A 25,117-nucleotide genomic window follows, 5' to 3' on the forward strand; every position below is an offset into this window, starting at 1 on the left:
CAAAACCTTACGCGTGTTCAGGCGCGCGGATGTGCCTTTCCGTAGGCCTCCAGCAGGCGTGTGGTGTCGACAGCCGTATAGATCTGGGTCGTTGTCAGACTGGCGTGGCCAAGAAGTTCCTGGATTGACCGCAGGTCGCCGCCGCCGGCCAAAAGGTGGGTGGCAAAGGAATGTCTGAGCGCGTGGGGCGTTGCCGTATCCGGCAATCCCAACGCCGAACGCAGCCTGCGCATTTCCTTCTGGATGATCGCCGGCTGAAGGGCGCCGCCGCGCACACCGCGAAAAAGTGGCCCTTCCGCTTCAAGATGCCAGGGACAAAGATCGCGGTAATGTCCGACAGTTTCCGTGGCTGCGGGTATGAGCGGCACGATGCGTGTCTTTCCGCCTTTGCCGTCAATCTTCAGCGATGTCGGGTTGCCGGCAAAATCGGCCGGCTGCAGCCCCAGGGCTTCGGATATACGCAAGCCGCATCCGTAGAGCAAAGTCAGCACCGCCGCATTACGTGCTGCAACCCAGGGTTCTTCGGCCAGTTGTTCACTGTTGCGGGTGATCGCAACGGCCTGCGTGTCGGTCAGCGCCTTTGGAAGAGATTTCGGCTGCCGCGGCGCGCGCATGGCATTGATGCCGGCGGCATTGGCAAGGCCCCGCTTCTCCAGGAAACGCAGAAAGGAGCGTATGCCCGCAAGACTTCGGCCGAGGGTTCTGGCGCCGACGCCGTTTTTGCGCCTGAAAGCCATGAAGGCGCGCATATCGGCGGGGCGCAGCTCCGAAATGTCCGAAATCCCCGGCGGGCCGCCCAGATGGCCGGTCAAAAAGGTCAAAAACTGCCTTAGATCGCGCAAATAGCCGTCGAGTGTGTGTTTCGAGAGGCGTCTTTGGCGTTCAAGATTGTCCGCCCAATCGTGCATCTGGCGCTGGAGTTCCGGTTTTGCCGCAACGAGAAACGGTTCCTTGGTCATGAGTTCAGAGCGGTCCTATGGGCAAATACCGGGTTGTTTATCCTGCATAAAGTCCGTTTGCCGGTTGAAGACCCGGCCTTAAGGCATTACGTCACCTGCAGTCGATAATTATGGCATTCTTGCCCAGTGCGGTTATGTTACGGTTAACTCGGCGTTTGAGCGGGGCCGGGCTCTGTCATTGTGAGTACACAATTGGCTGCAATAGAACCTGTATACCTTTGCGGGGATGACGAATGGTCCAGAAGCGCTTTCATCTGACTAATTTGGATGACCTGGCCGATAGGCTTGCGCTCGTTTCCTATGGTCAGCCGGGCCATGTCGTCGATCAGCTCATTGCCGAACGCGGCCAGAAGATCGTGAAGAATCCGCTATGGCCGGTGATGCGGCCGTTCCTCTATTCCATTTTGCATTACCGTCAGGCGATCGATTTTGCCGATGCCATAGCCAATATGCCCGGCTACGATGCGATGGAGTATGCGAGTGGCCTGCTGAACCTTGAGTTGCAGGTGAACAACGAAGAACGCATCCCGGCGAGCGGCGGCTTCATTCTGGTCTGCAACCATCCTACGGGCATTGCCGACGGCGTTGCGGTCTTCGATCTTTTGAAGCATCGCAGACCCGACATGATGATCTTTGCGAACCGGGACGCATTGCGGGTCAATCCACGCTATGCGGAGATCATCATCCCGGTCGAATGGCGAGAAGAATACAAAAGCAATGTGAAAGCGCGAGAGACGCTGAAGCTGACCAACCGGGCCGTCAAGGAAGGCAAGGCGACGATCCTGTTCCCTTCCGGGCGTATTGCCTACTGGGCCAATGGCCGGCTGAACGAGCGGCCATGGAAACAGTCGGCAGTCGGTCTGGCGCGGCGCTATGGCCTGCCGGTGCTGCCCGTGAATATGACCGCACGGAACTCCGGCCTCTTTTACTGGCTGTCGAAACACTCGACGGAATTGCGCGACATGACCGTCTTCCACGAGGTGCTGAACAAGAAGCGCAAGACATTCCAGTTCAATATCGGTCACCTGATTGCGCCGGATGACCTGGAAGGCGATGTGGCCGAGATTACCCGTTCACTCGAACATCACTGTGTTTTCGAACTTGCGGATAATCCGGACTGCAGGTTCCATCATCGTACGCCCGCAGCGGCCTGACAGGGCACTTTTCGGGCCTTCCTGCTGGTTGTTGTTGTCTTCCGTTTACCAGGCTGAAAGAATTGTACCCTAGGTTGAACCAAGGTGCATGCAGTGCAACGTCATGTCCTTGGTCTCAGGCGGTTGACAGCCATTTCAGGTGACCGTGTTGCGCTTCGTGAGGCATGAAGCCGCCGCCACATGCTCGCCGGAGCAATTTTCCCGATTTGGTCTGATTTTTCGCAGGACACAATGCGACGGTGGTTTTTTGTCCATAACCCGTAAAGGCTGGATGGTCATCGCGGCCAACGCGGCTCTGGCAGCCGGCGTGGTGCTTGCCGCCTATGTGCTGCCTAAAGGATCCTATGTGGTCGTGGTCACTGCGCCCTGGCAGGGCAGTCACGCGGTCAACGTCATTTCCAAGGCCGGAGGGAGCCTTGTTTCCAGCGGCCGTTATGACTGGATCGCGGTTGCCCATTCCGACGAGCAGGACTTTCCGGTCCGGCTCATGAAAAACGGTGCGGTCGCCGTGCTGGATCACACCCTCGCCTATGGCTGTTTGAAGAGGAATTCCTAGATGAACGCGCTGCAAGCCCTTCGCTCCAAGGTATCATGCGGAATCATTGCGCTTTTGTGGATCAATGTCGCTGTCCTCTTGGCGCGCGCGATCTACGGCACCGATGCTTCCATTCCGGTTTTCCTGGGCGGGGGCCTGATCGTCACGCTGGCGGCGACGGCAACATGGTATTTCGACCGGACGGGACCGGTGACCCGGATCGTTACATCGATTACCCAGTTTGCCCTGGTGTCGCTGCTCGTTTACGCCTTTACCAATTCGCCGCTGCAGATCGACATGCACATGTATTTCTTTGCATCGTTGGCCGTTTGTGCGGCCTGGATCGACTGGCGGGCGATTATTGCCTTTACGATCGCGACAGCGTTGCACCATCTGGTTCTTTATTTCGCCCTTCCGGCAGCCGTCTTCCCGGGCGAATCGGAGTTTAGCCGCGTTGTGCTTCACGCGGTGGTCCTGCTTTTGCAAAGCGGCGTTCTCTTGATGATGTCCTGGTCGGTCGAACGCTCCCTGATCGCAGCCGAATCAGCGACAAGGGACGCGGAAGCGGCGCAGGAAGCCCTGTCGCAAGAATCGGCAAGGAGCAATGAACTGCACGCCCAATCGAATGAAGAACGTTCGCGGCGCGAAGCAGAAAAAGAAAGAGCGGCGGAAGATCTGAACGCGGCCATAGACCGGATCGGCGCTGGCCTCGGGCGCCTTGCCGAACGGGATTTTTCCGCCAGTATCGATGTCGCCTTCAGCGGCGATCTCGATCAGCTTCGCATTGATTTCAACCGCGCCGTCGACCAGCTGCGGTCGGCGCTCAACGATATCAGCGTAAGTGCAGGGAACATCACGTCAGGCTCCGTCGAGATCCGCACGGCCACCGATGATCTCTCGCGCCGAACCGAGCAGCAGGCGGCGTCTCTGGAAGAAACCGCGGCGGCGCTCGGCGAGATCACGACGACGGTTCAACACGCGGTGGAACGGGCCGAGGAAGCACGCAAGATGGTCTCCGAGGCGAAGGTCGATGCGGATGAATCCGGCGAAATCGTCGAGAAGGTCATCAACGCGATGCAGGAGCTTGAGGAATCGTCCAAGACGATCGGCCAGATCATCGGTGTGATCGAGGACATCGCCTTCCAGACCAATCTCCTGGCTCTTAATGCAGGGGTTGAGGCGGCCCGGGCAGGTGAGGCCGGAAAGGGTTTTGCAGTGGTTGCGCAGGAAGTGCGGGAACTGGCACAGCGCGCCTCCAATGCTGCCAAGGAAATCACCGGTCTCATCGCCACCAGCGACGTGCATGTCACTTCCAGCGTGGAGCTGGTCAACAAGACCAGCTCGGTGCTTTCCAATATCGCGGGCAAGGTGGTGGATATCGATCAGCATATCGACGCCATTGCCAACTCGTCGCGCGAACAGTCCGCCGGGCTGCAGGAGATCAACGTGGCCGTCAGCCAGATGGACCAGTTCACCCAGCAGAACGCAGCGATGGTCGAAGAAACGACGGCCTCTACCCATAGTCTCGCAAGGGAGCTTGAAGGCCTGACGAGCCAGATCGAGCAGTTCGATCTTGGCGGAGCGGCGTCATTCCAGTCCACACATGGCGGGTATGAAACCCAGATCGAGACCGGAGACGAGGAGCATCAGGTATCGGCGGCCTAGGGACCTTCACGTCCCGGTCAGAATCTTAAAGGCTGCCTTGCCGATGCAACAAACTCGGCATAGCTTCTCGGCATGTATTTACGCACCATGTCTGCCGCGAATTACCGGTCCCTGCGATCCATCCGCATGGATCTGGGATCGGTCAATCTCTTTGTCGGCGCGAACGGAGCCGGGAAATCCAACCTCTATAGGGCGCTGCAACTCGTCAAGGCGGCTGCCGAAGGGCGTCTGACGCATCTGGTTGCCGAAGAGGGCGGCATTTACTCGGCGTTCTGGAGCGGTGGCACGCGCAAGCAGGAAAAGGCCCGGATCCGGCTTTCGGCGGAGATCGTCGACGAGAACACCGGCATTGTCTACGGCTACAGTGTCGAAACGGGATACAAACAGGCAGAGCCGTCTGCGGGTTTTCTCCATGAGGCGCAGATCAAGACTGAAGAGCTGACGGTCGATACCGGCCGGCGCCCGGTGGTGACCATGCGGCGCAAAGGCGCGCACATCACGGCTCGTGGCGAATCGGGTCGAATGGAAGACTATCCGGAGCAGGCCCTGACTTCGGAAACGGCCCTTTTTTTGCTTGGCGATGCCGGTCGTTATCCGGAAATCAGCACACTGCGGCACATTATCGGACAATGGCGCTTCTACCACGGCTTCCGCTCCGATGCAGGCTCGCCCCTGCGTCTGCCATGTCTGCCCATCACCGCGCCGATGCTTGACGAGGACGGAGCCAACATTGCTGCGGTTTTTGCGACCATTGCCCATACGCGCCAGGATACAATCGATCTCGACCGAGCGGTCTACGATGCCTTTTCGGGTGCTGCGCTATCCATTCCCGTGCCGGAGGAATATGCAAGTTTCGGCCTTGTGCTCCCAGAGTTTCCCAAGCGTGTGTTCCAACCGCGCGAACTGTCCGACGGACAGATCCGGTTCCTGGCGCTGGCGGCTGCGCTTTTGTCCTACCGCCGCCCGCCCTTCATTGCGCTCAACGAACCCGAGGCAAGCCTCCATCCCGATATGCTTCCGGCGCTAGCCGCCATGATCGCCAACGCCTCCGCCGACTGCCAGGTCTGGGTTGTGACCCATTCACAGGCGCTGGCGGACGCCATTTCCGAGCGGTGCGGTGTGCGTGCAAAAACCGTCATCCGCCGCGACGGCGCCACCTGGATCGAAGGCATGACGCTGACGGGGCGGATCGACGATGAAGAGTAATGGTCTCAATCGTTGTAAATCAGGTTAAAACAAATGCGTCACATAAACGCAGTAGTTGTGCCGTACACATAGGATCAATCGCCCAATACTGGGTGATTACTTATCTACAACAGAATTGCGACGGAGGGTGTGATGAGTTTTCTGCAGATAGCAAGTTGGAATATTGAGCACTTGTCTGGTTCCAGCCGAGAGGCTAAGCGCCAGAGTGCCTTTGCATTGGCCGATCATATTGAGATGGCCGGTGTGGACATCATTGCGCTTCAAGAAATCTATGTGACCGAAGCGGATGAAGAAATTCAACTCAACGACGGTGGACCGACTATCTCATCAAGTGCCACAGATGACCGCCGCAATGCCGAGTTGGATGTGGTCTGCTACCTGTTGCAGGAGCATCTGGGTGATCCGTGGTCCTATCTCATTCTTCCGAATCGGAATGCCGGCGACAAGTCGCAGCTTTGCGCTGTGATGTGGAACGCCAACAGGGTCCAGAAAACAGCGCACATGAAAATCGACGTGCCGCACAAGGATGGCGATGACAATCTGTGGGATCGCGCGCCTCACGCTGTGAAATTTTCGGCAAAGTTGAAAGTTTGGCGACTTGACCAGGATGACGAGTGGATTGAAACGGAGGTTACGAAGAGTATTGCGCTCGTTCCATTGCACATGAAGTCAAATTACGGTGGCGTGACCAAGAACCGTCGTGTTCGCGGCAAGGAAGCAAAGGTCCTGTGCGAGCAGCTCGACGAAGTACGCGACCAAATCGACAACAGCTTGATTCTGATCGGCGATACAAACATTCTGAACAATGAAGAACCGGCGATTGAGCGCTTCGTGGACAGCGGACTGATCGACCTCAACAACAATGACGGGGCGACCTATTGGAGCAAGCAGTACGGCGAAGCTCCATTCGACCGTGTGTTCGTTGCGGAGGGCCGTGATGAGTTCAAGTATTCTCGCCAATACGTGCTGCGTTCATCCGATCTGGCGGCCCATGATCTCTATCTCTCCGATCATTATATGATCAAATTGAGTGTCAAAGCCTATCTTGATGATGACGATCCGCGCGAAGGTATCCAGTAGGTCTACGACGGCCGCGCTGTTTGAGCGCGGCCTTGAAGGCACCTGCGGATAGAAAGCCCGTTTTGGCCGCGGCCATTGTTTATGCTGTTAGTTGGTCAGGTTCAACCGGGATTGAGTGCCAAATGGCATTGCCGTCGATACCCGGATGGGCCTTGCCTGCATATCGAGCCGTGTGCCGACCATGATCATGCGCATGGCGTCCTCGGCGGCGCGGCGCAAGAGCTTGTGCGCGCTGCCGATTGCGGCTTCGAGTGTGCAGGGGCGTTTGATGATGGAGGCGAAAGCATCGATGCCGGCATCGAAAGTGCGGTCAACGCCACTGCCGATCGTACCGGCAAGGGCAATGGCCGGGATGCCGAGCTCGCGTGCCCGCCTTGCGACTTCGCATGGCACCTTTCCGTAGGGGCTCTGGCTGTCGAGCGATCCTTCCGCCGTGATCAGCAGATCGGCATCGCCGAGCATGGCTTCAAAGTCGAGATACTGCATGACAATATCAAAACGCGGATGCAGGGTTGCGTTGGCGAAGGCGGCAAGGCCGGCGCCGAGGCCACCCGATGCGCCGGAACCATTGACGTAACCGATATCGAGGCCAAGATCGATCCGAAGACGTTCCGCATAGGTTTCCAAAGCTTGTTCCAGTTGTTCAACCTGCTTCGGGCTCGCACCCTTTTGCGGGCCAAAGACCCGGGCAACGCCCTTCGGGCCCAACAGGACGTTGTGCCAGTTCACGGCGACATCGACTGTCACGCGGGAGAGCCTTGGATCAAGGCCTGAGGGATCGATATGGGCGAGCGATGCAAGACCGGCGCCGCCGAGGGCGATATCGTCGCCACGCATATCGGTGAGCCGGGCGCCAAGGGCCTGCGCCATTCCGGCGCCGCCATCGTTGATGCCGCTGTCACCGCAACCGATCAATATGCGTTTTGCACCGGAATCCAGGGCAGCGCGTATGAGTTCGCCGACGCCGAAACTCGTGGTGACTGTCGGATCGCGCAAGTCGCGTGGCACCAGGCGCAAACCGGCAGCGGCGGCCATTTCAATGACGGCGGTGGGTACGTCCTGCCCGCCGAGAAAACCGAAGAAGCTGTCAACCGGCTGACCGACGGGTCCCGTCACGACGATTTCGTGGAGGCTGCCGCCGGTGGCCTCAATCAGGCCCTTGGTGAAACCTTCGCCGCCATCGACCATCGGCGCCTTCATCAGGTTTGCGTCCGGAACGGCGCGTTTCACACCTTCGGAAATTGCCTCCACGACATCATCGACATCAAGGGATTCCTTGAAGCCGGATGGGGCGATCAGAACGTTGATAGACATTGTTTCGTCCTTTCGTGTTGCTGTGAAAGGAGAACGCCGAAGCACGAAATCTATTCCCTCAAAAACGGAAAAATCGCCGTATCAGGCAATTTTTCCTCTTTTTAATCAAGCGGCTACGGGCTTGGGCTTTGGAACCGGGATACGGCTTGGTGCGGACAGGAATTGCCGTGGAACGCGGCAGGCACTTTCGGCGATGCCGATGGTTGCAGGTGCCAGGTCCGACGCATAAAGGCGGGCCGAATGGGACCGCAGGCGCACCATGTCCTCGCTCTTGTAAAGTTCGCGAACCGCCTGGCGCTCGACCGGATATCCGTCCCGTTTCAACCGGTCCCAGACATGCCACCAACCGGCGGCCCACATTTTGCGATCGCGGATGGTTGTCAGCATGACGGCGCGCAGGTGCTCGGGTGTGCAGACCTGCTCATTGCCGGTCGCTGCAATTCGCTGACTTATCCCGGTGTTTGAAACAATTTCGGCCTGTGTCGCCAGCACCGGTGAGGTGTCCTGCGGCAATTGATGCGGCCAGATGAAGAGCGCAAAGACGATGATGATCGCGGTCTTGACCGGCAGGAGCGGGATCGCGAGGTGCAGAAGGTCAGACTGCGTGAATGTCTCGCGGTCCGCATTGCCAAAGAGCGCAACGGGCTTGGCACTTGCCATCATGGTCTGGCAGAAGCCGGTGCCAAGCACCGTCACGAGCGCCAAGGTGACGACGTCATGTCCGAAACCCGCCAGCGGCAGGGTCAAGGCCGGCACAAGCACGGCGGCACGGGCGCTGCGCGAGTTGATCACCAGATGGGACAGAACGGCGATGATGGTCAGGAAGGTGACGATGAGTGCGGTTGAACCGGTGGAGCCATCGGGCAGCACAGAAAGGGCCGCGTTTGCCATCCATGTGCTGGTGCCTGACAGGATGATGCTGTCGGCAATCACCACGGTTGCGGTCAGGAAGATCAGGAGCTCGACTTCAACCTTGCGGAATATGACCTTCGGGGATTCGGTCGTGAAGGGGCCGGTCAAAAGCAGAACGGCGCCGCCAATCGCGATCAGCGCGATGTCGATGCCATGCCATGGCGCGGTGATCCAAAGCGTGACGATCCCGACAAGCACAGTTGCAATGCGCCATTGCCGCGAATCATGTGTGGCTGACAGGGAGCCTTCTGCCTGGAGAATAGCGTGCCGTTCATCGCGTGGGATGAAGAGCGCGATGATCAGCGCGACGGCGATGTGGCTTGAAAGCAGCGTCAAGGGAAATGCCAGCATCAGCCATTCCAGATAGCCGATCGATACACCGGCGGCCCGGTTGATGGTTTCCACCGCGACCATGTGAGCACCGGCGCCGATGATCGAGCCGCCGGCGGAAAGCAGGATGACGGTGGGAAACATAAGGGCGAGCGCACGGGCGGAGCCTTTGCCGGGCATGCGGTCGGCAAGAGCCATGAAGACCGGCAGAAGCAAGGCGGCGCGGCCGGAGGTCGAAGGAATGAGGAATGCCGTTGCCGCGATCACAAATGCCAGCGCGTGAAAGAAGCCGGTCAGGCTGCGAAAGGGCCTGACGGCGGCAAAGGCCAGCCGTTCCATCAGCCCGCTGGTCTTTACGACGGCCGCGATGACGAACGCGGCAACCAGAAGCCAGATGAGCTCGCGGCCGAGCGTTGCATAAAGCTGTTCTTCGGGCACCACACCCGACAGAACGAGGACCAGGGCGGCGCTGACGGCGACAACGGAATCGGGAACCGGGGTCAGCGTCCATCCGATGATGGCCATTGCCGTGACCGCCAGGGCGATCCTGCCGCCCGTTTCGAGACCGGCGGGAAGTGACCACGCCGCGAGCAGGACCAAAGCGCAAAGCACAGCGGTGAGGATTGGGCGCGCCGACTTTTGAACCAGTTTGGAAACGGACCCCGCCATGTTCCCATGAGGGAAGGGGTCTGAAATGGAATAGGCCGACACGCTCACGATACTCTCCTGCTTTGTCACAAAACTGACATGAGAGGAGAACGCGGCCGGTTCCGGTTTATTCCCGTTTTAAGGTGTGGCAAACGTCCCGTCGGGCGACAAAAGCGTATTCAGGTACTCCAAGGCCAATTCTGATCGCCGCGCGATGTAGTCCGGATCGAGCTCCGGCTGCCGGCCTATGGCCCGCCTGATCTGCAGGTCTCCGATCAAAAGCCCGAGATAGAGTTCGGTTGCGTCCTGCGGATCTTCGAACGACAGATTGCCGGTATCGCGCGCCTGTTCCAGAACCTGGCGGATCAGCGGCGCGATGGTCTCGCGCCCGGTTTCCGAGATCGCTGCACCGAGTTCTCCCGTGGGATCGGCTGCCGCCGCCTGGTTCAGCGCTACGGCGCGTGTTCCGGTCAGCATGGATAAAAGTTTAGGGCCGAGTTCGGCGAGTGTCTGCAAAGCCGATCTGCCCTGTTTCAAAGATGCTTCCAGGTCACCGCGCACCTCATCCGCATTGCGGGCAACAAGCGCGCAGAAAAGCCCGCGTTTATCGCCATACCAGTTGTACAGGGTTTCATTGGAAGCCCGGGCCCGTTTCGCGATCGCCAGCATCGAGGTTCCCGCATATCCCTTTTCCTTCAGAACCGCATAGGCCGCCTCTTCGATCTGCTGCTGGCGGCGCGCACGATTTTCCTGCCTCAAATCAGTCTCCATAAAACACTTGACAATATCCGTAACGAAAATTACGGATACTTGCAACCGTACATATAATTACGCTTTTGGAGGTTAATATGGAACTCACTAGCGACAAAGCCGCGCCGGCCGCCCTGACCGCGCTCATAATCCTGCAACTTGTGATGCTCGGAGCACTTTTTGCCGGGGTGCCACCGCACCCGCCGGAAACGACGCCGCTTTTCGGTATCGGGCCATTTCTGGGAATGTCGCTGTCCGTCACAGCAGCGGCGCTGATGACCGGATCGGCTGCGACCCGCACGGGTTCTGTCCTGTGTGTTCTTGCGGTTTTGTGCGCTTTTGTTTCATTCGGACCGCAGAAATATTTCGACGAACAATTCGACCTCATCTGGCCCGCTGTCGTCTGCGGTCAGTTTGCCTCCGTTGTATTGCTTCTTCGGGTTTTTGCCGGGCCGTCGCACCGGGGGGTATCACATTGATAACCACGATTTCAGCACTCACATCGCTGCTTTTCACCGGCGCGATTTTCGGGTTCTTCTATGCCTGGGTCTGCTCGACCATGTGGGGCCTTGACGCTGCCGACTCGAGGACAGCGATCGAAGCAATGCAGGCCATGAACCAATCGGTGCGCAATGTCGTGTTTTTCCCCGCCTTCTTCCTGACGCCGGTTGTGCTGGTATTCAGCGCCATCGTTTTTGCGATGTCCGGCCTGTACAGGAGCGCAATCTTTTTTGGGCTTGCGGCAGGTCTTTATACTACCGGCGCATTGGTGCCCACGGCGCTTGTCAATGTTCCAATGAACGAGGCGCTCGCATCGATCACCATCCCCGCAAACCCGGCGGAGGCTGCCAGAATCTGGGCCGAGTACTCCCCAAAATGGCAACTCTGGAACCAACTGCGTACCGTTGCATCGGGCGTTGCTCTGCTGCTGACCGGATATGCGCTGATAAGCGGGTCTTAAGTGAGGCATAGGCCGTTTCGGCCGGAATGGGCACGATGGCTGGAAAGGCTGGCTTTGGAGGTCCGGTTATTCGATCCGTTCGTCCGTGTCATACAGGAAATGACGGCTGTGATTGATCGGGGATGCCAGCAGGACGCCGGCGCGAAACTTGCCGGTCCGTACGAGGCGGTAGGCCCGGGCCATAAAATGGCCCTCCTGCGACGTCTCAGGCTCATCGGTGAGGAACATTTCGCGGTTAAAATCTCTGGAGACATAGCTCGGCCAATTGTCGAAATGGACATTGCCGACGAGATAGGATGTGTGATTTTCTATCCCGCTGTTTTCGATGGTCGATGGGAAGGTTCCTTCCGGGAAATCCTTTTGTCTTTCCTCATTGGACAGATGGTACCACGCCCAGTTCAGATGGTGATCGCCGAAGAACTCGGTGAAACTGAGCATGAGATATCCCAGTTGCTCGCGCTCCAATATGGCCGAGGCGGTTTCGACGAGACCGGGAACATGGGAGCGAAACCCGTTCTTGCAAAGCGGCGCGTCGGAGGCATGCAGCAACATGTCGTCTTCGAACCAGAACATGCCCTTTGCCTGTTCCAGATTGTCGAAATGTCTGGCAGCGTTGCGGCGTCCGCCCATGATGCCGAGATTGCCCGAACGCAAGACGGAGAACCCGAAGGTTTTGCAAAGCGCGTCATATTCGGCCTGCGTTGTGGGGTTTGTTGAGTTGTCCTGCAGAACCAGTGTCCTACAGGACAGAAGGTCCGGGCACGCCTGCTTCACCGAGTTCAGCCATAGACCGAACTGTTTCGGCGTATTCATGCTCATGACGTAAACTGCGGCATCATGGGCAGGGACAGGTCGCGGGTAGTCTGCATGCGCTTCCGTCAGCAGGCGGCTGTCAGGTGCGGCCGCAATGCGGATCGCGACCAGTTCCTTGGCTATCCATTCGACCCTGTATCCGTTCTGCTTCAGGTGCCGTGCGGCCGCCGCGACATCTGCGCCCGGCAAGTGTTTTTTGCGTATTCGTATGAACTTCGGGCTGAGGCGCTGAATGTCGAGTTTGCCAAGGGTTTTCAGCGCTGTTCCCGGGACATTGATCTGCAAGATGTCGACATGGCCCAGACCTCGGCTTTTCAGCCGATCGAGGATCTTGTCTGTGGGTACACCGGCACCCAGTGTGAAGCGGAGCCAGCCGCTTTCGTCCTGGCGCTGGAGTTTAAACCAGTCTTTTGCCGTCCTTCCCAACCGCATGCTCACGATTGGTGCCGACTGGTTCAGGCTGTCCCGGATCGTTGCGCTGATCCAGCGTTCAACGGCATTCATGAGCCGGACCGCGCTGCTATGTCGGCAAAGAAAGGCCAGATGAGGCCGTCGGCGCCGATGAAACGGGTTTCGAAGATGTCCGGGTGAAGATTGCCCAATATGGTCAGTATGCTTTCTTCCGTTCCCATCAGCTTCTGGTGCAGGGTGAAACTCAACATGGCCTGGTAGAGGCGGTTCGCCTCGACAACAAACGCCTCAGGCCCGCCGAAAAAGCCGCCCCGTGCCACCCAGTTTATCGGCCTGCCGCCGGCATATCGTTCCATTGCGGCGCGCTCAAAACCATGTACTTCATGTACGGGCTGATAGGGAAAACAAAGCAGAAGAAATCTGCTTAACATGGGTGCGAGTTCGGCGCTCGTGATGGCCTTTGTCAACAGGTCCAGCGGCACTGTGTGCGTGATCCCCGCATCGATCCAGGCGAAGCGGCTGGTGCCGAACCGGTTCCGGCGGGCTTCTTCGGCAAGCCAGCCCATCTTGGCCATGACCAGCGGATTGTAGTGCGGCAGGCGCGCCTGAGGACTGGAGGGCAGCCATGAGGCCTGTTCCAGCCAATGTTTGGAGTTTCGGATTTTCTGAATTTGCTGGAAGTCCGGCTGTTTCTCGAGCGTTTCGAGATCGAGTGGCACGTGTATCTGATTGTGACGATCGTCAAGCCCGAGATCGGCGGGACCATAGACCACCAGGGGCATGCCGATATCACACAAGGCTTGCAGCTGTGTTGTGTAGAATGAAAACGGCCTTGCGAAATCCTTCGAAAGTTCCGCTCTTCCGATATCAATTGCCGCAGTTACGAAGGTTATGTCTTTCATTTTTTGTGCAATTTATACTTGTATTTTTTGACAAAAACAAAACGAAAAACGCTACTTGATTGATAGCTCTGCGGGTCAATCTTTCCGATTTTTATAAGATTTGCAGATAAATTACACGTGGAATCATAATACTGAAAGCGGTTTTGATTATTGTTATTTGATAGTGAATGATTACTAGATTTATTATGTATTTCCTTCCTTTGCCCTTGACTTTTACTCAAGGCTTGGCGACATTGCCCGCTGCTTTTAGGGGGCTAACCTTAAGTCCGAAATCAGGATGCGATCTCGCTTGAGCGCGGTCGATGTCAGTCTGCAACACGAAACTTGACGAGCGTTACAAGATGGTGTCACCGCTGAAGAAGAAGATATCCAGGCGCAAGCTATTGAAAGCCTTTGCTGCAAGTGTTGCGGTCGGCTCCATAACAGTGCTTCCGAAAAACTGGACAAAGCCGCTTGTTGAGACCATCGTCGTGCCGGCGCACGCCGCGGTGTCAGGACCTCCGGCGAGCCCGTCGGGAAGCCCATCCATGTCGCTTTCTCCATCTCCGGCACCCGCTTCTCCATCACCATCGCCATCGCCATCGCCTTCTCTTTCCCTTTCTGATTAGCGATACGTGGTGAGTCATCGTCCTCTTCTCCGGGGATGACCAGGTTCCAGGGAGATGGCGCTTGGGCGGCATTGCGATTAATCTCCAGGCCGGAAGGGCTGTGTAGCAGGCACGGCCCTGATACGATTCAGTGCTGAGCGGACATGGCGACGATTTTCATACAGATTGCTTCCTATCGCGACACGGAGCTGTTGCCGACGCTTCGGGATTGCGTCAGCAAGGCCCGGCACCCTGAAAACCTCAGATTTGGCATTTGCTGGCAACGGGACGAAACCGAGACGCTCGGCGAATTTGCCGATGACAGCCGGTTCCGGGTCCGCGAACATCACTACAGCGTTTCGAAAGGTCTTGGCTGGGCGAGGCAGCAGACTCAGAGCCTTTACGATGGCGAAGACTATTCGATGCAGGTCGATGCCCATCAGCGCTTCGTCGAGGATTGGGATGTCATTCTCATAGACATGCTCAATTCAATCGACAGCGAAAAGCCGCTGCTTACCTGCTATGCGCCACCCTACGATCCGCTGAATGAGGATCAGCCGCTGTCCCATACGCCCTCGTCGCTTGGTTTCGACCAGTTTACGCCAGAAGGTGCATTGCTGATCCGGCCGACGCATATGAAGGACTGGCAGGCGCGTCAATCACCGGTTCCGGGCCGTTATTTTTCCGGACACTTCTCATTCACGATCGGCCAATGGTGCCGGGACGTGCTTTACGATCCTGAATACTATTTCCATGGTGAAGAGATCAGCATGGCGGTGCGGTCCTATACGCATGGCTACGATATCTTCTATCCGCACCGTGTTGTGGTCTGGCACGAATACACCCGCAAATACCGCACGACCCATTGGAATGATCACGTGCCGGAAAAGGGCGCGACCGTTTCCTGGTACAAACGCAACGAGGACAGCCAGCGTCGGATGCGGATCCTCTTCAAGCAGGAAGAGGCTGATATCGACTTCAGGCACCTGGGTTTCGGGCCTGCTCGCTCTTTGGAGCACTATGAGCGGTATGCCGGCGTGAATTTCCGACTCAAGGCGGTGCAACGTTACACATTCGAAAACCACGAGCCGCCAAATCCCGAGATCTACGGATCGGATGAGGAGTGGGTCTCCAACAATGTCGACGATTTCTGGTGCCGCGTCCTGCTGCCCGAGGGTACCTACGATCCGAAAACGGACTACGAAACCCTGTACGTTTCGATCAACAATGCCCTCGGAGAGTCCATCTATCGCAAGGATATGCACGGGGACGAGGTCCGTGCGATTTTCGATCAAAGGCGCCCTGCATTCATTCAGCCCTATAAATCATTCGAGGAAGCAGCCGGCTGGACGGTGAGGCTCAAGGACAGTGCGGGCGAGGAACTGGCGGAGATCACGCGGCCGATTGTCCGTTAGGCTGACGCGACGCCTGATCAGTGATCTGTCGTGAAGCCCAGATCATCGAGAAAATGGAGGATGTCGGGACCACAATATGCAAGATCGCCATAGGTGATCTCATAGGCGTCGACGCCCTGAACAACCTCGCTCAACTCTGCAAAGCCGCGATCGTCAAAATTATCCGCGTTGGCCAGGCTGCCCAGAAGGCGGACCGATGCCTTGCTCCGGGGAACGGCGTTGATCACCGTTCGGCTGCCTTCCTTGTAGGTTACAAAGAAGACCGCGTCGAACCTCGGCATCTCAGCCGGAACCCCTGATTTCGATTTGAGCAGAATGGCTTCTTCGGACGCAATCAGGCGGTGTTCGTGTCGTGCCGCTCCGATCTCCTGTGCCAGAGCGCTCTGGACGTCTGTTTCAAGGCAGATCGGGCGTGGGAAGGTCGACATCGCCCGGTCCAGCGCGATACAGGCCAGTTCGTCGCTCAGACAGTGATAGCCTCTGAAATCTAGCCATGCCGAAAGGGTTGATTTTCCGGCCCCGGAAACCCCTGGCAGCAAGGCGCAGCGCCCGTTGGCCGATATGGCGGCCGCATGCATGATCAGTTCGCCACGCCCGCGCGATGCCAGGCTGTGTATGACTTCGGCAAGCAACAGAACTGCTGCGTCGGCGGGCTGCTTGTCCCGGTAGACCTCGGATCCGTCCCGAAAAAGGATGAAGCCCGACTGGTCATCGCCATCAAGCTCCAACGACAGATTGCCGTTTGCAGTATCAACCTGGCGAAACTCGGAGAACAGGAAGTGGAGCAACTCTTGTGCAGCGGCGCTCCTGGCTGAAATGCAGACCGTCGCCCCCGCCAGGCCTACGGTCTTTTCAGTCGGCATTGAGCTGAATGCACTTCTTTCCCTGCAACTGTTCCAGCGCCGCGTCGACATCCTGAGATATGTCCTTGGCGCCATCGAAGGCATCCGACAGTGTCTGCTGAATGTCTGCGACCGAGTTGGTTCCGTCGCACAGGCTCCACACCAGTGCCGCGGTCTCGTTCAGACACAGCGCATTGGAATGCGAGGCGTTGTAGAGGATGACTTCACCGTCAAAGTAAGACGCTTTGAAGCCGGGTGCCTGAGCAGGCTTGTCGGAGTCATTGTACATGCGGCGAAACCTACCCCCTGATGACGGGGGTAGTCAATGACGGTGACGGCTTGGCCGCATGCGGCTTACGACAGCTACCGGGTGCTTCCACACGGGTGTTCAATCAGAGGTTTTGACGACCAATCCCTGCCTGGCTCACCCGATCTTCTGGCCGGTTTTTGCCCAATCGGCCAGGAAGGCCTCAAGGCCCTTGTCCGTCAGCGGGTGTTTGACGAGTGCACGCAGGGTCGCCGGCGGTACGGTCGCCACATCCGCGCCGATCAGAGCGGCTTCCTTGACGTGATTGACGGTGCGGATGGAGGCGGCGAGGATTTCCGTCGCAAAGCCGTAATTGTCATAGATCTTGCGGATTTCGGCGATCAGTTCCATGCCGTCTGCAGCCATATCGTCAACGCGCCCGACGAAAGGCGAAATGAAGGTGGCGCCGGCCTTGGCTGCGAGCAGCGCCTGATTGGCCGAAAAGCACAAGGTGACATTCGTCTTGTGTCCGGCCGATGTCAGCGCCTTGCAGGCTTTCAGCCCGTCCATGGTCAGCGGCAGCTTGATGCAGATATTGTCCGCGATCTTTGCCAGAATGTCCGCCTCGGCCATCATGCCATCGAACTCGGTGGCCGTGACTTCGGCGGAAACCGGGCCGTCGACGATTGAACAGATCTCCTTTGTCACCTCCATGATGTCCCGTCCGGACTTCATGATCAGCGACGGATTGGTGGTCACACCATCCAACAGACCCAGCGCGTTCAATTCCTCGATCTCGGCAACATCTGCCGTGTCGACAAAAAATTTCATCGTATGTCTCGTTCCTTAATTGGCGGTCGCGGGTTTTCTTTAGATCAATCGCGGGGCAAGGTCACCCTCAAGATGAAAGATTCGCCGCAACTGCCGCTTGGCTGCGAGACTGCCATTGTGCCGGTCATGGTCCCCCTGCCGACGCCGCAGGCCTATTCCTATGCCGTGCCGGAGGGCCTGGAGGCCGCTCCGGGTGCGATCGTGCAGGTGCCGCTGGGCCCGAGACAGGTCGCCGGTATTGTCTGGGATGGCGAGACCGACGCGGTTGACCCGAAGAAACTGCGCCCCATCACCCATGTCTTCGATTGCCCGCCGATTGCCGCGGATATGCGCCGGTTTCTTGACTGGGTGGCGGCCTATACATTGTCGCCGCCGGGTCTTGTTGCCCGCATGGCGCTGCGCGCTCCGGCGGCATTCGAGCCGGCGGCTCCGACACAGGGGTTGAGATTGGGACGCGCGCGTCCGGAGCGCATGACGGCTGCCCGCGAACGGGTCATTGCCATGGCAGAAGACGGTTTGAGCTGGACCCGCACCGGGTTGGCGCGGGCCGCCGGTGTTTCCGTCAGCGTTGTCGACGGGCTCTTGAAGCAAGATGTTTTCGAGACGATCCTGATACCGCCGCAGCCGGTGGTGCCTCATCCCGATCCTGATTTCCGCTTGCCGGAACTGAGTGATGATCAACAGGCTGCTGTTCGCCGTTTGCTCGGTGAGGGTGGAAAGCCGCCGGCCGTATCGCTGATTGATGGGGTCACAGGATCGGGCAAGACGGAGGTTTACTTCGAAGCGGTGGCCGAGACGATCCGGCAGGGCCGGCAGGTGCTTATCCTGCTGCCGGAAATCGCGCTGACCTCGGTTTTTCTGGAGCGCTTTGAACGGCGCTTCGGCTGCAAGCCGGCCGAATGGCATTCGGAGCTTGCGCCGCGCATGCGCGAGAAAGTCTGGCGGCAGGCGGCGACCGGCGATGTTCGTGTCGTTGCAGGCGCGCGCTCGTCACTCTTTCTGCCCTTTGAAAATCTCGGCCTTGTTATCGTCGATGAAGAGCACGATGCCGCCTATAAACAGGAAGACCGGGTCTTTTATAACGCCCGCGACATGGCTGTGGTGCGTGCCCACATTGGAGGCTTTCCGGCCATTCTTGCGTCGGCAACGCCGTCGATTGAAAGCCGGGTCAATGCCGACAGCGGCAAATATGCCGATATCCGGCTGCCGGAGCGCTTCGGTGGTGCGGCGCTGCCTGACCTGCATCTGATTGACATGCGCCGTGATCCGCCGGCGCGGGGCGGCTTCCTGTCGCCGAAGCTGCTGGAAGCGATGAAGAAGACTGTGGCCGAGGGCGAGCAGGCGCTGCTGTTTCTAAACCGGCGCGGATACGCGCCACTGACACTGTGCCGGGTTTGCGGTCACCGGTTCCAATGTCCCGACTGTTCAAGCTGGCTGGTCGAACATCGCTTCCGTCGGCAATTGCAGTGCCATCATTGCGGCCACAATGAGCCGGCCCCGGAAGCCTGTCCGGAGTGCGGCACGCTTGATCACCTTGTTGCCTGCGGCCCCGGCGTGGAGCGCATAGCGGAGGAAGTCGACAGCCATTTCCCCGATGCCCGCACCATTGTGCTCTCCTCAGATATGGCCGGCGGGGTTCGACGGTTGAGGCTTGAGCTGGAGGCAATCGCCAAGGGCGAGGTCGATATTGTCATCGGAACGCAACTTGTCGCCAAGGGACATAACTTCCCCATGATGACACTGGTGGGGATTGTGGATTCCGATCTCGGGCTTGCCAATGGCGACCCGCGGGCCGCCGAGCGCACCTTTCAGCTTCTGTCGCAGGTGACAGGCCGCGCCGGGCGTTCGGGACGTAAGAGCATCGGCCTTCTCCAGACATACCAGCCGGCGCATCCGGTCATCCAGGCGATTGTTTCAGGCGACCGCGATGCCTTTTACGAGCGGGAGATCGCTGAGCGGGAAAACGCGCGGTTGCCGCCCTTTGGCCGCATGGCGGCGCTGATTGTTTCGGCTGCCGACCGCGTGGCGGCGGAAAGCTATGCGCGCAGCCTGCGACAGGCAGCGCCGGGCGCGCGCGATATTTCGGTTCTGGGACCGGCGGAGGCGCCGATGGCACTCATTCGCGGGCGCTACCGGTTTCGTTTGCTGGTTCATGGCACGAAACAGTCCGACATACAGGCCTATGTCGCGCAGATGATCGCGGCGGCGCCCGGCCCGCGTGGATCGGTTCGTGTACAGATCGATATCGATCCACAGAGTTTCATGTAACAGTCCGAGGGGAGACGGGATGATCGCATTTTACTGGCCCGGCACGACAGGCGAATGGCTGGCATTCGCCGTGGCGGTGATAACGGTTGGTTTTGGCGTGCTGCTGTTTTCGGCGCCACGCCTTTCCTTCCGCATTTTGAGGCTTGAGACGGCAAATGCGCACCCGGATGCGATTGCCGAAGGGCGTGCCACGATGGCGGGTTTTTATCTGGGGTGCGGTCTTTGCTGCATTCTGCTTGCCCAGCCTCTGATCTATCTGGCCCTGGGCGCTTCCTGGGCCTTTACCGCACTGGGCAGGCTGGTCTCTATCCTCTTCGATGGAGCGGCGACGCGCTTTAATGTATTGTCCACGCTGTTCGAGGCTGTGCTTGCCATCCTGCCGCTTGCCTTTGTCTTCGGGCTGATCTAGCGCAATCAATCGGTGACGCGAGCGGCATTGCGGACACTCAATGGTTGCCGCATGGCCACTGAGTTCCCGGTCGCCGGGTGCCTTGCGTGCCGGATTCATTCGTTTGCCGGGCAAGTTTGCGCACAGTCCGCCTAAAGCAGGGGGTAAAGCGTGTTGCGAGTCCCACACACGTGTGCTAGACGAACCACGAAATTCGACCGTGGCTCAGCGATGTGATGTTGCGGTTGGGGAGAAATCGAAACAAATTCAAGGATTTACGGAGACGCTCGCCTCCGGCTCAGAATCCCTGAATTCAGTTCAGAGAAAATAGCACACGTGGCAGACACATCTTCGCTCATTTCCGGTGTTGCAGAACGGTATGCGTCTTCGCTGTTCGACCTGGCGCTGGAAGCCAAATCCGAAACGGCCGTTGCAGAAGAACTCAACCGTCTGGAATCACTGATTGACAGCAGTGAAGATCTCAAACGATTGATCGTCAGTCCGGTGTTTTCCGCCGACGATCAGTTCAAGGCAATTTCAGCAATCGCCGACAAGGCCGGGTTTACCGGTCTCGTCGGCAATTTTTTACGTGTGGTCGCAAAGAACCGCAGGCTGTTCGCCGTGCCGGGTATCATCCGTGCCTATCGGATCATCGAGGCGCAGCATCGCGGCGAGGTCTCGGCGGATGTCACATCCGCCCGGGTACTGACCGGCGAGCAGGAAAAAGAATTGAAGGCGGCGCTCAAGAGCGTCACCGGAAAAGACGTGGCAATTCATGTCACCGTCGACCCGTCAATCATGGGCGGTCTGATCGTCAAGGTCGGCTCGCGTCAAATTGACACATCCCTTCGCTCAAAACTTTCTACCCTTAAGCTTGCACTGAAAGAGGTCGGCTGATGGACATCCGTGCCGCGGAAATCTCCGCAATCCTAAAAGATCAAATCAAAAATTTCGGCAAGGAGGCAGAAGTCTCCGAAGTCGGTCAGGTGCTGTCCGTCGGTGACGGTATCGCCCGTGTCTACGGCCTCGACAATGTACAGGCCGGCGAGATGGTGGAGTTTCCGGGCGGCATTCGCGGCATGGCCCTGAACCTTGAATCAGACAATGTCGGCGTTGTTATCTTCGGCTCTGACCGGGACATCAAGGAAGGCGACACCGTCAAGCGGACCGGCGCCATCGTGGATGTGCCTGTCGGCAAGGAACTGCTGGGCCGCGTTGTGGACGCCCTCGGCAATCCGATCGACGGCAAGGGCCCGATCAATGCCAAGGAACGTTCCCGTGTTGACGTCAAAGCGCCGGGTATCATCCCGCGTAAATCGGTTCATGAGCCCATGTCGACAGGTCTTAAGGCCATCGATGCGCTGATCCCGATCGGCCGCGGCCAGCGCGAACTTGTCATCGGCGACCGCCAGACCGGCAAGACCGCGATTATTCTCGACACCTTCCTCAACCAGAAGCCGATCCACGACAATGGCCCGGAAGAGGACAAGCTCTACTGCGTTTATGTTGCTGTCGGACAGAAACGCTCGACGGTCGCGCAGTTCGTGAAGGTGCTCGAAGAGCGCGGTGCGCTTGAATATTCCATCATCATCGCCGCAACCGCTTCCGACCCGGCTCCGATGCAGTTCCTGGCGCCGTTCGCTGGCTGTGCGATCGGCGAATATTTCCGCGACAACGGCATGCACGCGCTGATCGGTTATGACGACCTGTCCAAACAGGCCGTTTCCTACCGTCAGATGTCGCTGCTGCTTCGCCGCCCGCCGGGACGTGAAGCCTATCCTGGCGACGTTTTCTACCTTCACTCGCGCCTGCTTGAGCGTGCTGCGAAGCTCAATGAAGACAATGGCGCAGGTTCGCTGACCGCCTTGCCGGTGATCGAAACGCAGGGCAATGACGTGTCGGCCTTTATTCCGACCAATGTGATCTCCATTACCGATGGCCAGATCTTCCTGGAAACTGACCTTTTCTATCAGGGTATCCGTCCGGCGGTGAATGTCGGCCTCTCGGTTTCCCGCGTGGGTTCTTCGGCCCAGATCAAGGCGATGAAACAGGTTGCAGGCTCTATCAAGGGTGAACTGGCGCAGTATCGCGAGATGGCTGCCTTTGCCCAGTTCGGTTCCGACCTGGACGCTGCAACACAGCGCCTTTTGAACCGTGGTTCGCGCCTGACCGAACTCCTGAAGCAGCCGCAGTTCTCGCCGCTCAAGACGGAAGAGCAGGTCGCGGTCATCTTTGCAGGTGTGAACGGCTATCTCGACGGTCTCGATGTAGAGCAGGTCGGAGCTTTCGAGGAAGGATTGCTGGCGCATATGCGTGCGGACGGCAAGGATATCCTTGAAGCGATCCGTGTCGAAAAGGCCCTGAGCGACGACATCCAGAGCAAGCTCAAGACTGCGATCGATGCGTTCGCCAAGTCTTTCGCCTGATTGGACGCAAGCAGTAACGGACGGATAACGGATGCCTTCACTTAAGGATCTGAGAAACCGGATCGCCACGGTCAAGGCGACGCAGAAGATCACCAAGGCGATGCAGATGGTCGCCGCGGCGAAGCTTCGGCGCGCACAGGAATCGGTGGAAGCGGCGCGGCCCTATTCGCAGCGTATGAGCGCGGTGCTTGGCAATATTGCCGGTGCGGTGGTGAATGCCGACGATGCGCCACGCCTGATGAGCGGGACCGGTTCGGACCAGACGCATCTCTTGGTGGTGTGCACCGCCGAGCGCGGATTGTGCGGCGGTTTCAACTCGCAGATTTCCCGCCTGGCGCGTGAGCATATCGGTGAGCTTCAGGGTCAGGGCAAGGACGTCAAAATCCTCTGTGTCGGCAAGAAGGGCTATGATGTCCTGAAACGGCAATATGGCAATCTGATCATTGACCGGGTCGATCTGCGTGAAGTCAAGCGTATCGGCTTTGGCAATGCGGACGATATCGCCAGGAAGGTCATCGGCCTTTTCGATGAAGGCGCGTTTGACGTCTGCACACTGTTCTATTCGGAATTCCAGTCGGTCATCACCCAGGTGCCGACGGCGCAGCAGATCATTCCGTCCGGCACCGGCGACGAAGAAGCCGAGCAGACCGGAACCGACGCTGTTTACGAGTATGAGCCGGATGCAACCGCTATTCTCGACGACCTGATCCCGCGCAACATTGCCGTGCAGATATTCCGTGCCCTTCTTGAGAATGCGGCTTCGGAACAGGGTGCGCGCATGACGGCCATGGACAATGCGACCCGCAATGCCGGGGATATGATCGACAAGCTGACGCTCAACTACAACCGTCAGCGCCAGGCGCAAATTACAAAAGAACTGATTGAAATTATTTCGGGCGCGGAAGCGCTCTAGAGGCTCTGAGAAGAGGGTAATTACGATATGGCTAAGGCAGCTACCCCAACAAAATCCGCTGATGCGGCAGCAAAGCCGGCAAAAAGCCGCGCCAAGGCTAAGGCGGCAGCCAAGCCGGCCGGTGTGACCGGAACGATCACGCAGGTTATCGGCGCCGTCGTCGACGTCGCCTTTGAAGATCACCTGCCGCCGATCCTGAACGCGCTGGAAACCGACAACCTCGGCAACCGTCTGGTTCTGGAAGTCGCGCAGCACCTTGGTGAAAACACCGTGCGCACCATTGCCATGGACTCCAGTGAGGGTCTCGTCCGTGGCCAGAAGGTGACCGATACGGGCGAGCCGATCGCCGTGCCGGTTGGTGCCGAGACGCTAGGCCGCATCATGAACGTGATCGGCGAGCCGATCGATGAAGCCGGTCCGGTCAAAGCCACCGCCAAACGGGCCATTCACCAGGATGCACCGGAATATGTCGATCAGTCGACCGAAGCGGAAATCCTGGTCACGGGCATCAAGGTCGTCGACCTGCTGGCGCCCTATGCAAGGGGCGGCAAGATCGGCCTCTTCGGCGGTGCCGGTGTTGGCAAGACCGTTCTCATTCAGGAACTGATCAACAACGTCGCCAAGGCGCACGGTGGTTACTCCGTATTCGCCGGTGTCGGCGAGCGCACCCGCGAAGGCAACGACCTTTACTGGGAAATGATCGAATCGGGCGTGAACAAGGACCCCAAGGAGCATGACGGCTCCACGGAAGGTTCCAAATGCGCGCTGGTCTTCGGCCAGATGAACGAGCCGCCCGGAGCGCGCGCCCGTGTTGCGCTGACCGGCCTGACCATTGCCGAACAGTTCCGTGATGAAGGTCAGGACGTGCTGTTCTTCGTCGACAATATCTTCCGCTTTACCCAGGCGGGTTCGGAAGTGTCCGCGCTTCTTGGCCGTATTCCTTCGGCCGTGGGTTATCAGCCGACGCTCGCCACAGATATGGGCACCATGCAGGAGCGCATCACGACGACCAACAAGGGTTCGATCACCTCGGTGCAGGCCGTTTACGTCCCGGCCGACGACCTGACCGACCCGGCGCCTGCCACCTCGTTCGCGCACTTGGATGCAACGACGGTTCTTAACCGCGCGATCTCGGAAAAAGGCATCTACCCGGCCGTGGATCCACTCGATTCCACGTCGCGTATGCTTGATCCGATGATTGTCGGTCAGGAACACTACGATGTTGCCCGCCGTGTGCAGTCGATCCTGCAGCGCTACAAGTCCCTGCAGGACATCATCGCCATTCTCGGCATGGACGAACTTTCCGAAGAAGACAAGATGACCGTTGCACGCGCCCGCAAGATCGAGCGTTTCCTGTCGCAGCCGTTCTTCGTTGCCGAAGTCTTTACCGGTTCGCCCGGCCAGCTCGTCGATCTCGACGACACGATCAAGAGCTTCAAGGGCCTGGTGGAAGGCGAGTATGACCACCTGCCGGAAGCCGCCTTCTACATGGTTGGCGGTATCGATCAGGCGATCGAGAAAGCTCAGAAGCTGGCTGCCGAGGCAGCCTAAGGCGTTGAT

At 58.4% G+C, this 25,117-nt stretch carries 24 protein-coding genes; 14 read left to right on the forward strand and 10 right to left on the reverse strand.

Features of this window, described 5'->3' with window-relative positions; translation table 11 throughout:
* Window positions 1–17: 17 nt before the first annotated feature.
* Window positions 18–908 (reverse strand): tyrosine recombinase XerC, encoded by an 891-nt coding sequence (locus OQ273_RS21795; protein ID WP_267993572.1) that lies wholly within the window; start codon window positions 906–908, stop codon window positions 18–20.
* Window positions 909–1,192: 284 nt separating this feature from the next.
* Between OQ273_RS21795 and OQ273_RS21800 the strand changes: the two genes are divergently transcribed.
* The 5 genes from OQ273_RS21800 to OQ273_RS21820 all read left to right on the forward strand — a co-directional run bounded on the left by OQ273_RS21800 (window position 1,193) and on the right by OQ273_RS21820 (window position 6,599).
* Window positions 1,193–2,113 (forward strand): GNAT family N-acetyltransferase, encoded by a 921-nt coding sequence (locus tag OQ273_RS21800; protein WP_267993219.1) that lies wholly within the window; start codon window positions 1,193–1,195, stop codon window positions 2,111–2,113.
* Window positions 2,114–2,360: 247 nt separating this feature from the next.
* Window positions 2,361–2,669 (forward strand): hypothetical protein, encoded by a 309-nt coding sequence (locus OQ273_RS21805; RefSeq protein WP_267993220.1) that lies wholly within the window; start codon window positions 2,361–2,363, stop codon window positions 2,667–2,669.
* Complete coding sequence (locus OQ273_RS21810) at window positions 2,670–4,313, forward strand: methyl-accepting chemotaxis protein (protein WP_267993221.1); 1,644 nt, start codon at window positions 2,670–2,672, stop codon at window positions 4,311–4,313. It begins immediately after the preceding gene.
* A gap of 72 nt (window positions 4,314–4,385) precedes the next feature.
* The gene (locus tag OQ273_RS21815) at window positions 4,386–5,519 is read left to right on the forward strand and encodes an AAA family ATPase (protein WP_267993222.1); all 1,134 of its coding nucleotides are present in this window, start codon (window positions 4,386–4,388) and stop codon (window positions 5,517–5,519) included.
* Between the two features lie 132 nt (window positions 5,520–5,651).
* Window positions 5,652–6,599 (forward strand): endonuclease/exonuclease/phosphatase family protein, encoded by a 948-nt coding sequence (locus OQ273_RS21820; RefSeq protein WP_267993223.1) that lies wholly within the window; start codon window positions 5,652–5,654, stop codon window positions 6,597–6,599.
* 87 nt (window positions 6,600–6,686) lie between these two features.
* On the opposite strand, the gene OQ273_RS21825 is transcribed toward OQ273_RS21820, so the two are convergent.
* The 3 genes from OQ273_RS21825 to OQ273_RS21835 all read right to left on the reverse strand — a co-directional run bounded on the left by OQ273_RS21825 (window position 6,687) and on the right by OQ273_RS21835 (window position 10,562).
* The gene (locus tag OQ273_RS21825; RefSeq protein ID WP_267993224.1) at window positions 6,687–7,913 is read right to left on the reverse strand and encodes a glycerate kinase family protein; all 1,227 of its coding nucleotides are present in this window, start codon (window positions 7,911–7,913) and stop codon (window positions 6,687–6,689) included.
* A 105-nt stretch (window positions 7,914–8,018) separates the two neighbouring features.
* Window positions 8,019–9,872 carry an SLC13 family permease gene (locus OQ273_RS21830; protein WP_267993225.1) on the reverse strand — a complete coding sequence of 618 codons (1,854 nt, stop codon included), beginning with the start codon at window positions 9,870–9,872 and terminating at the stop codon, window positions 8,019–8,021.
* A gap of 69 nt (window positions 9,873–9,941) precedes the next feature.
* Window positions 9,942–10,562, reverse strand: coding sequence for a TetR/AcrR family transcriptional regulator (locus OQ273_RS21835; protein ID WP_267993226.1), 621 nt, complete (start codon window positions 10,560–10,562; stop codon window positions 9,942–9,944).
* An 89-nt stretch (window positions 10,563–10,651) separates the two neighbouring features.
* Here OQ273_RS21835 and OQ273_RS21840 point away from each other — a divergent pair, with 89 nt between their 5' ends.
* Together OQ273_RS21840 and OQ273_RS21845 are read left to right on the forward strand one after the other, a co-directional pair.
* Window positions 10,652–11,032, forward strand: a complete 381-nt coding sequence (locus OQ273_RS21840; RefSeq protein WP_267993227.1) for a hypothetical protein — start codon at window positions 10,652–10,654, stop codon at window positions 11,030–11,032.
* Window positions 11,033–11,112: 80 nt separating this feature from the next.
* Window positions 11,113–11,514, forward strand: coding sequence for an anthrone oxygenase family protein (locus OQ273_RS21845; protein WP_425493435.1), 402 nt, complete (start codon window positions 11,113–11,115; stop codon window positions 11,512–11,514).
* A 66-nt stretch (window positions 11,515–11,580) separates the two neighbouring features.
* On the opposite strand, the gene OQ273_RS21850 is transcribed toward OQ273_RS21845, so the two are convergent.
* From OQ273_RS21850 to OQ273_RS21860, 3 genes are all read right to left on the reverse strand, one after another.
* Window positions 11,581–12,831, reverse strand: a complete 1,251-nt coding sequence (locus OQ273_RS21850; protein WP_267993229.1) for a hypothetical protein — start codon at window positions 12,829–12,831, stop codon at window positions 11,581–11,583.
* On the reverse strand, window positions 12,828–13,640 hold the full coding sequence (locus OQ273_RS21855; protein WP_267993230.1) for a hypothetical protein: 813 nt from the start codon (window positions 13,638–13,640) through the stop codon (window positions 12,828–12,830). The genes OQ273_RS21850 and OQ273_RS21855 overlap by 4 nt, the downstream gene beginning before the upstream one ends.
* A gap of 334 nt (window positions 13,641–13,974) precedes the next feature.
* Entirely contained in the window at window positions 13,975–14,169 is a 195-nt protein-coding gene (locus OQ273_RS21860) for a hypothetical protein (RefSeq protein WP_267993231.1), read from the reverse strand.
* Between the two features lie 222 nt (window positions 14,170–14,391).
* Here OQ273_RS21860 and OQ273_RS21865 point away from each other — a divergent pair, with 222 nt between their 5' ends.
* Window positions 14,392–15,642 (forward strand): GlcNAc-transferase family protein, encoded by a 1,251-nt coding sequence (locus OQ273_RS21865; protein WP_267993232.1) that lies wholly within the window; start codon window positions 14,392–14,394, stop codon window positions 15,640–15,642.
* 17 nt (window positions 15,643–15,659) lie between these two features.
* Here the strand turns inward: OQ273_RS21865 and OQ273_RS21870 are convergent, their stop codons facing one another.
* The 3 genes from OQ273_RS21870 to fsa all read right to left on the reverse strand — a co-directional run bounded on the left by OQ273_RS21870 (window position 15,660) and on the right by fsa (window position 17,562).
* Window positions 15,660–16,505 carry a hypothetical protein gene (locus tag OQ273_RS21870; RefSeq protein WP_267993233.1) on the reverse strand — a complete coding sequence of 282 codons (846 nt, stop codon included), beginning with the start codon at window positions 16,503–16,505 and terminating at the stop codon, window positions 15,660–15,662.
* Entirely contained in the window at window positions 16,495–16,773 is a 279-nt protein-coding gene (gene pqqD / locus OQ273_RS21875) for a pyrroloquinoline quinone biosynthesis peptide chaperone PqqD (RefSeq protein ID WP_267993234.1), read from the reverse strand. The genes OQ273_RS21870 and pqqD overlap by 11 nt, the downstream gene beginning before the upstream one ends.
* Before the next feature lie 135 nt (window positions 16,774–16,908).
* Window positions 16,909–17,562: a fructose-6-phosphate aldolase gene (gene fsa, locus OQ273_RS21880; RefSeq protein ID WP_267993235.1), complete on the reverse strand. Its 654-nt coding sequence runs from the start codon at window positions 17,560–17,562 to the stop codon at window positions 16,909–16,911.
* A 72-nt stretch (window positions 17,563–17,634) separates the two neighbouring features.
* Here fsa and OQ273_RS21885 point away from each other — a divergent pair, with 72 nt between their 5' ends.
* The 6 genes from OQ273_RS21885 to atpD all read left to right on the forward strand — a co-directional run bounded on the left by OQ273_RS21885 (window position 17,635) and on the right by atpD (window position 25,108).
* Entirely contained in the window at window positions 17,635–19,830 is a 2,196-nt protein-coding gene (locus tag OQ273_RS21885) for a primosomal protein N' (protein ID WP_267993236.1), read from the forward strand.
* Between the two features lie 19 nt (window positions 19,831–19,849).
* Window positions 19,850–20,239 carry an AGROH133_08824 family phage infection protein gene (locus OQ273_RS21890; protein ID WP_267993237.1) on the forward strand — a complete coding sequence of 130 codons (390 nt, stop codon included), beginning with the start codon at window positions 19,850–19,852 and terminating at the stop codon, window positions 20,237–20,239.
* A gap of 315 nt (window positions 20,240–20,554) precedes the next feature.
* Window positions 20,555–21,115: a F0F1 ATP synthase subunit delta gene (locus OQ273_RS21895; RefSeq protein WP_267993238.1), complete on the forward strand. Its 561-nt coding sequence runs from the start codon at window positions 20,555–20,557 to the stop codon at window positions 21,113–21,115.
* Complete coding sequence (gene atpA / locus OQ273_RS21900; RefSeq protein ID WP_267993239.1) at window positions 21,115–22,644, forward strand: F0F1 ATP synthase subunit alpha; 1,530 nt, start codon at window positions 21,115–21,117, stop codon at window positions 22,642–22,644. Before OQ273_RS21895 ends, atpA begins: the two co-directional genes overlap by 1 nt.
* A 31-nt stretch (window positions 22,645–22,675) precedes the next feature.
* Window positions 22,676–23,557, forward strand: coding sequence for a F0F1 ATP synthase subunit gamma (locus OQ273_RS21905; RefSeq protein ID WP_267993240.1), 882 nt, complete (start codon window positions 22,676–22,678; stop codon window positions 23,555–23,557).
* A 27-nt stretch (window positions 23,558–23,584) separates the two neighbouring features.
* Window positions 23,585–25,108 (forward strand): F0F1 ATP synthase subunit beta, encoded by a 1,524-nt coding sequence (atpD, locus tag OQ273_RS21910; protein ID WP_267993241.1) that lies wholly within the window; start codon window positions 23,585–23,587, stop codon window positions 25,106–25,108.
* Window positions 25,109–25,117: the final 9 nt, after the last annotated feature.

This window comes from Hoeflea prorocentri (assembly GCF_027944115.1).
Lineage (GTDB): Bacteria > Pseudomonadota > Alphaproteobacteria > Rhizobiales > Rhizobiaceae > Hoeflea_A > Hoeflea_A prorocentri.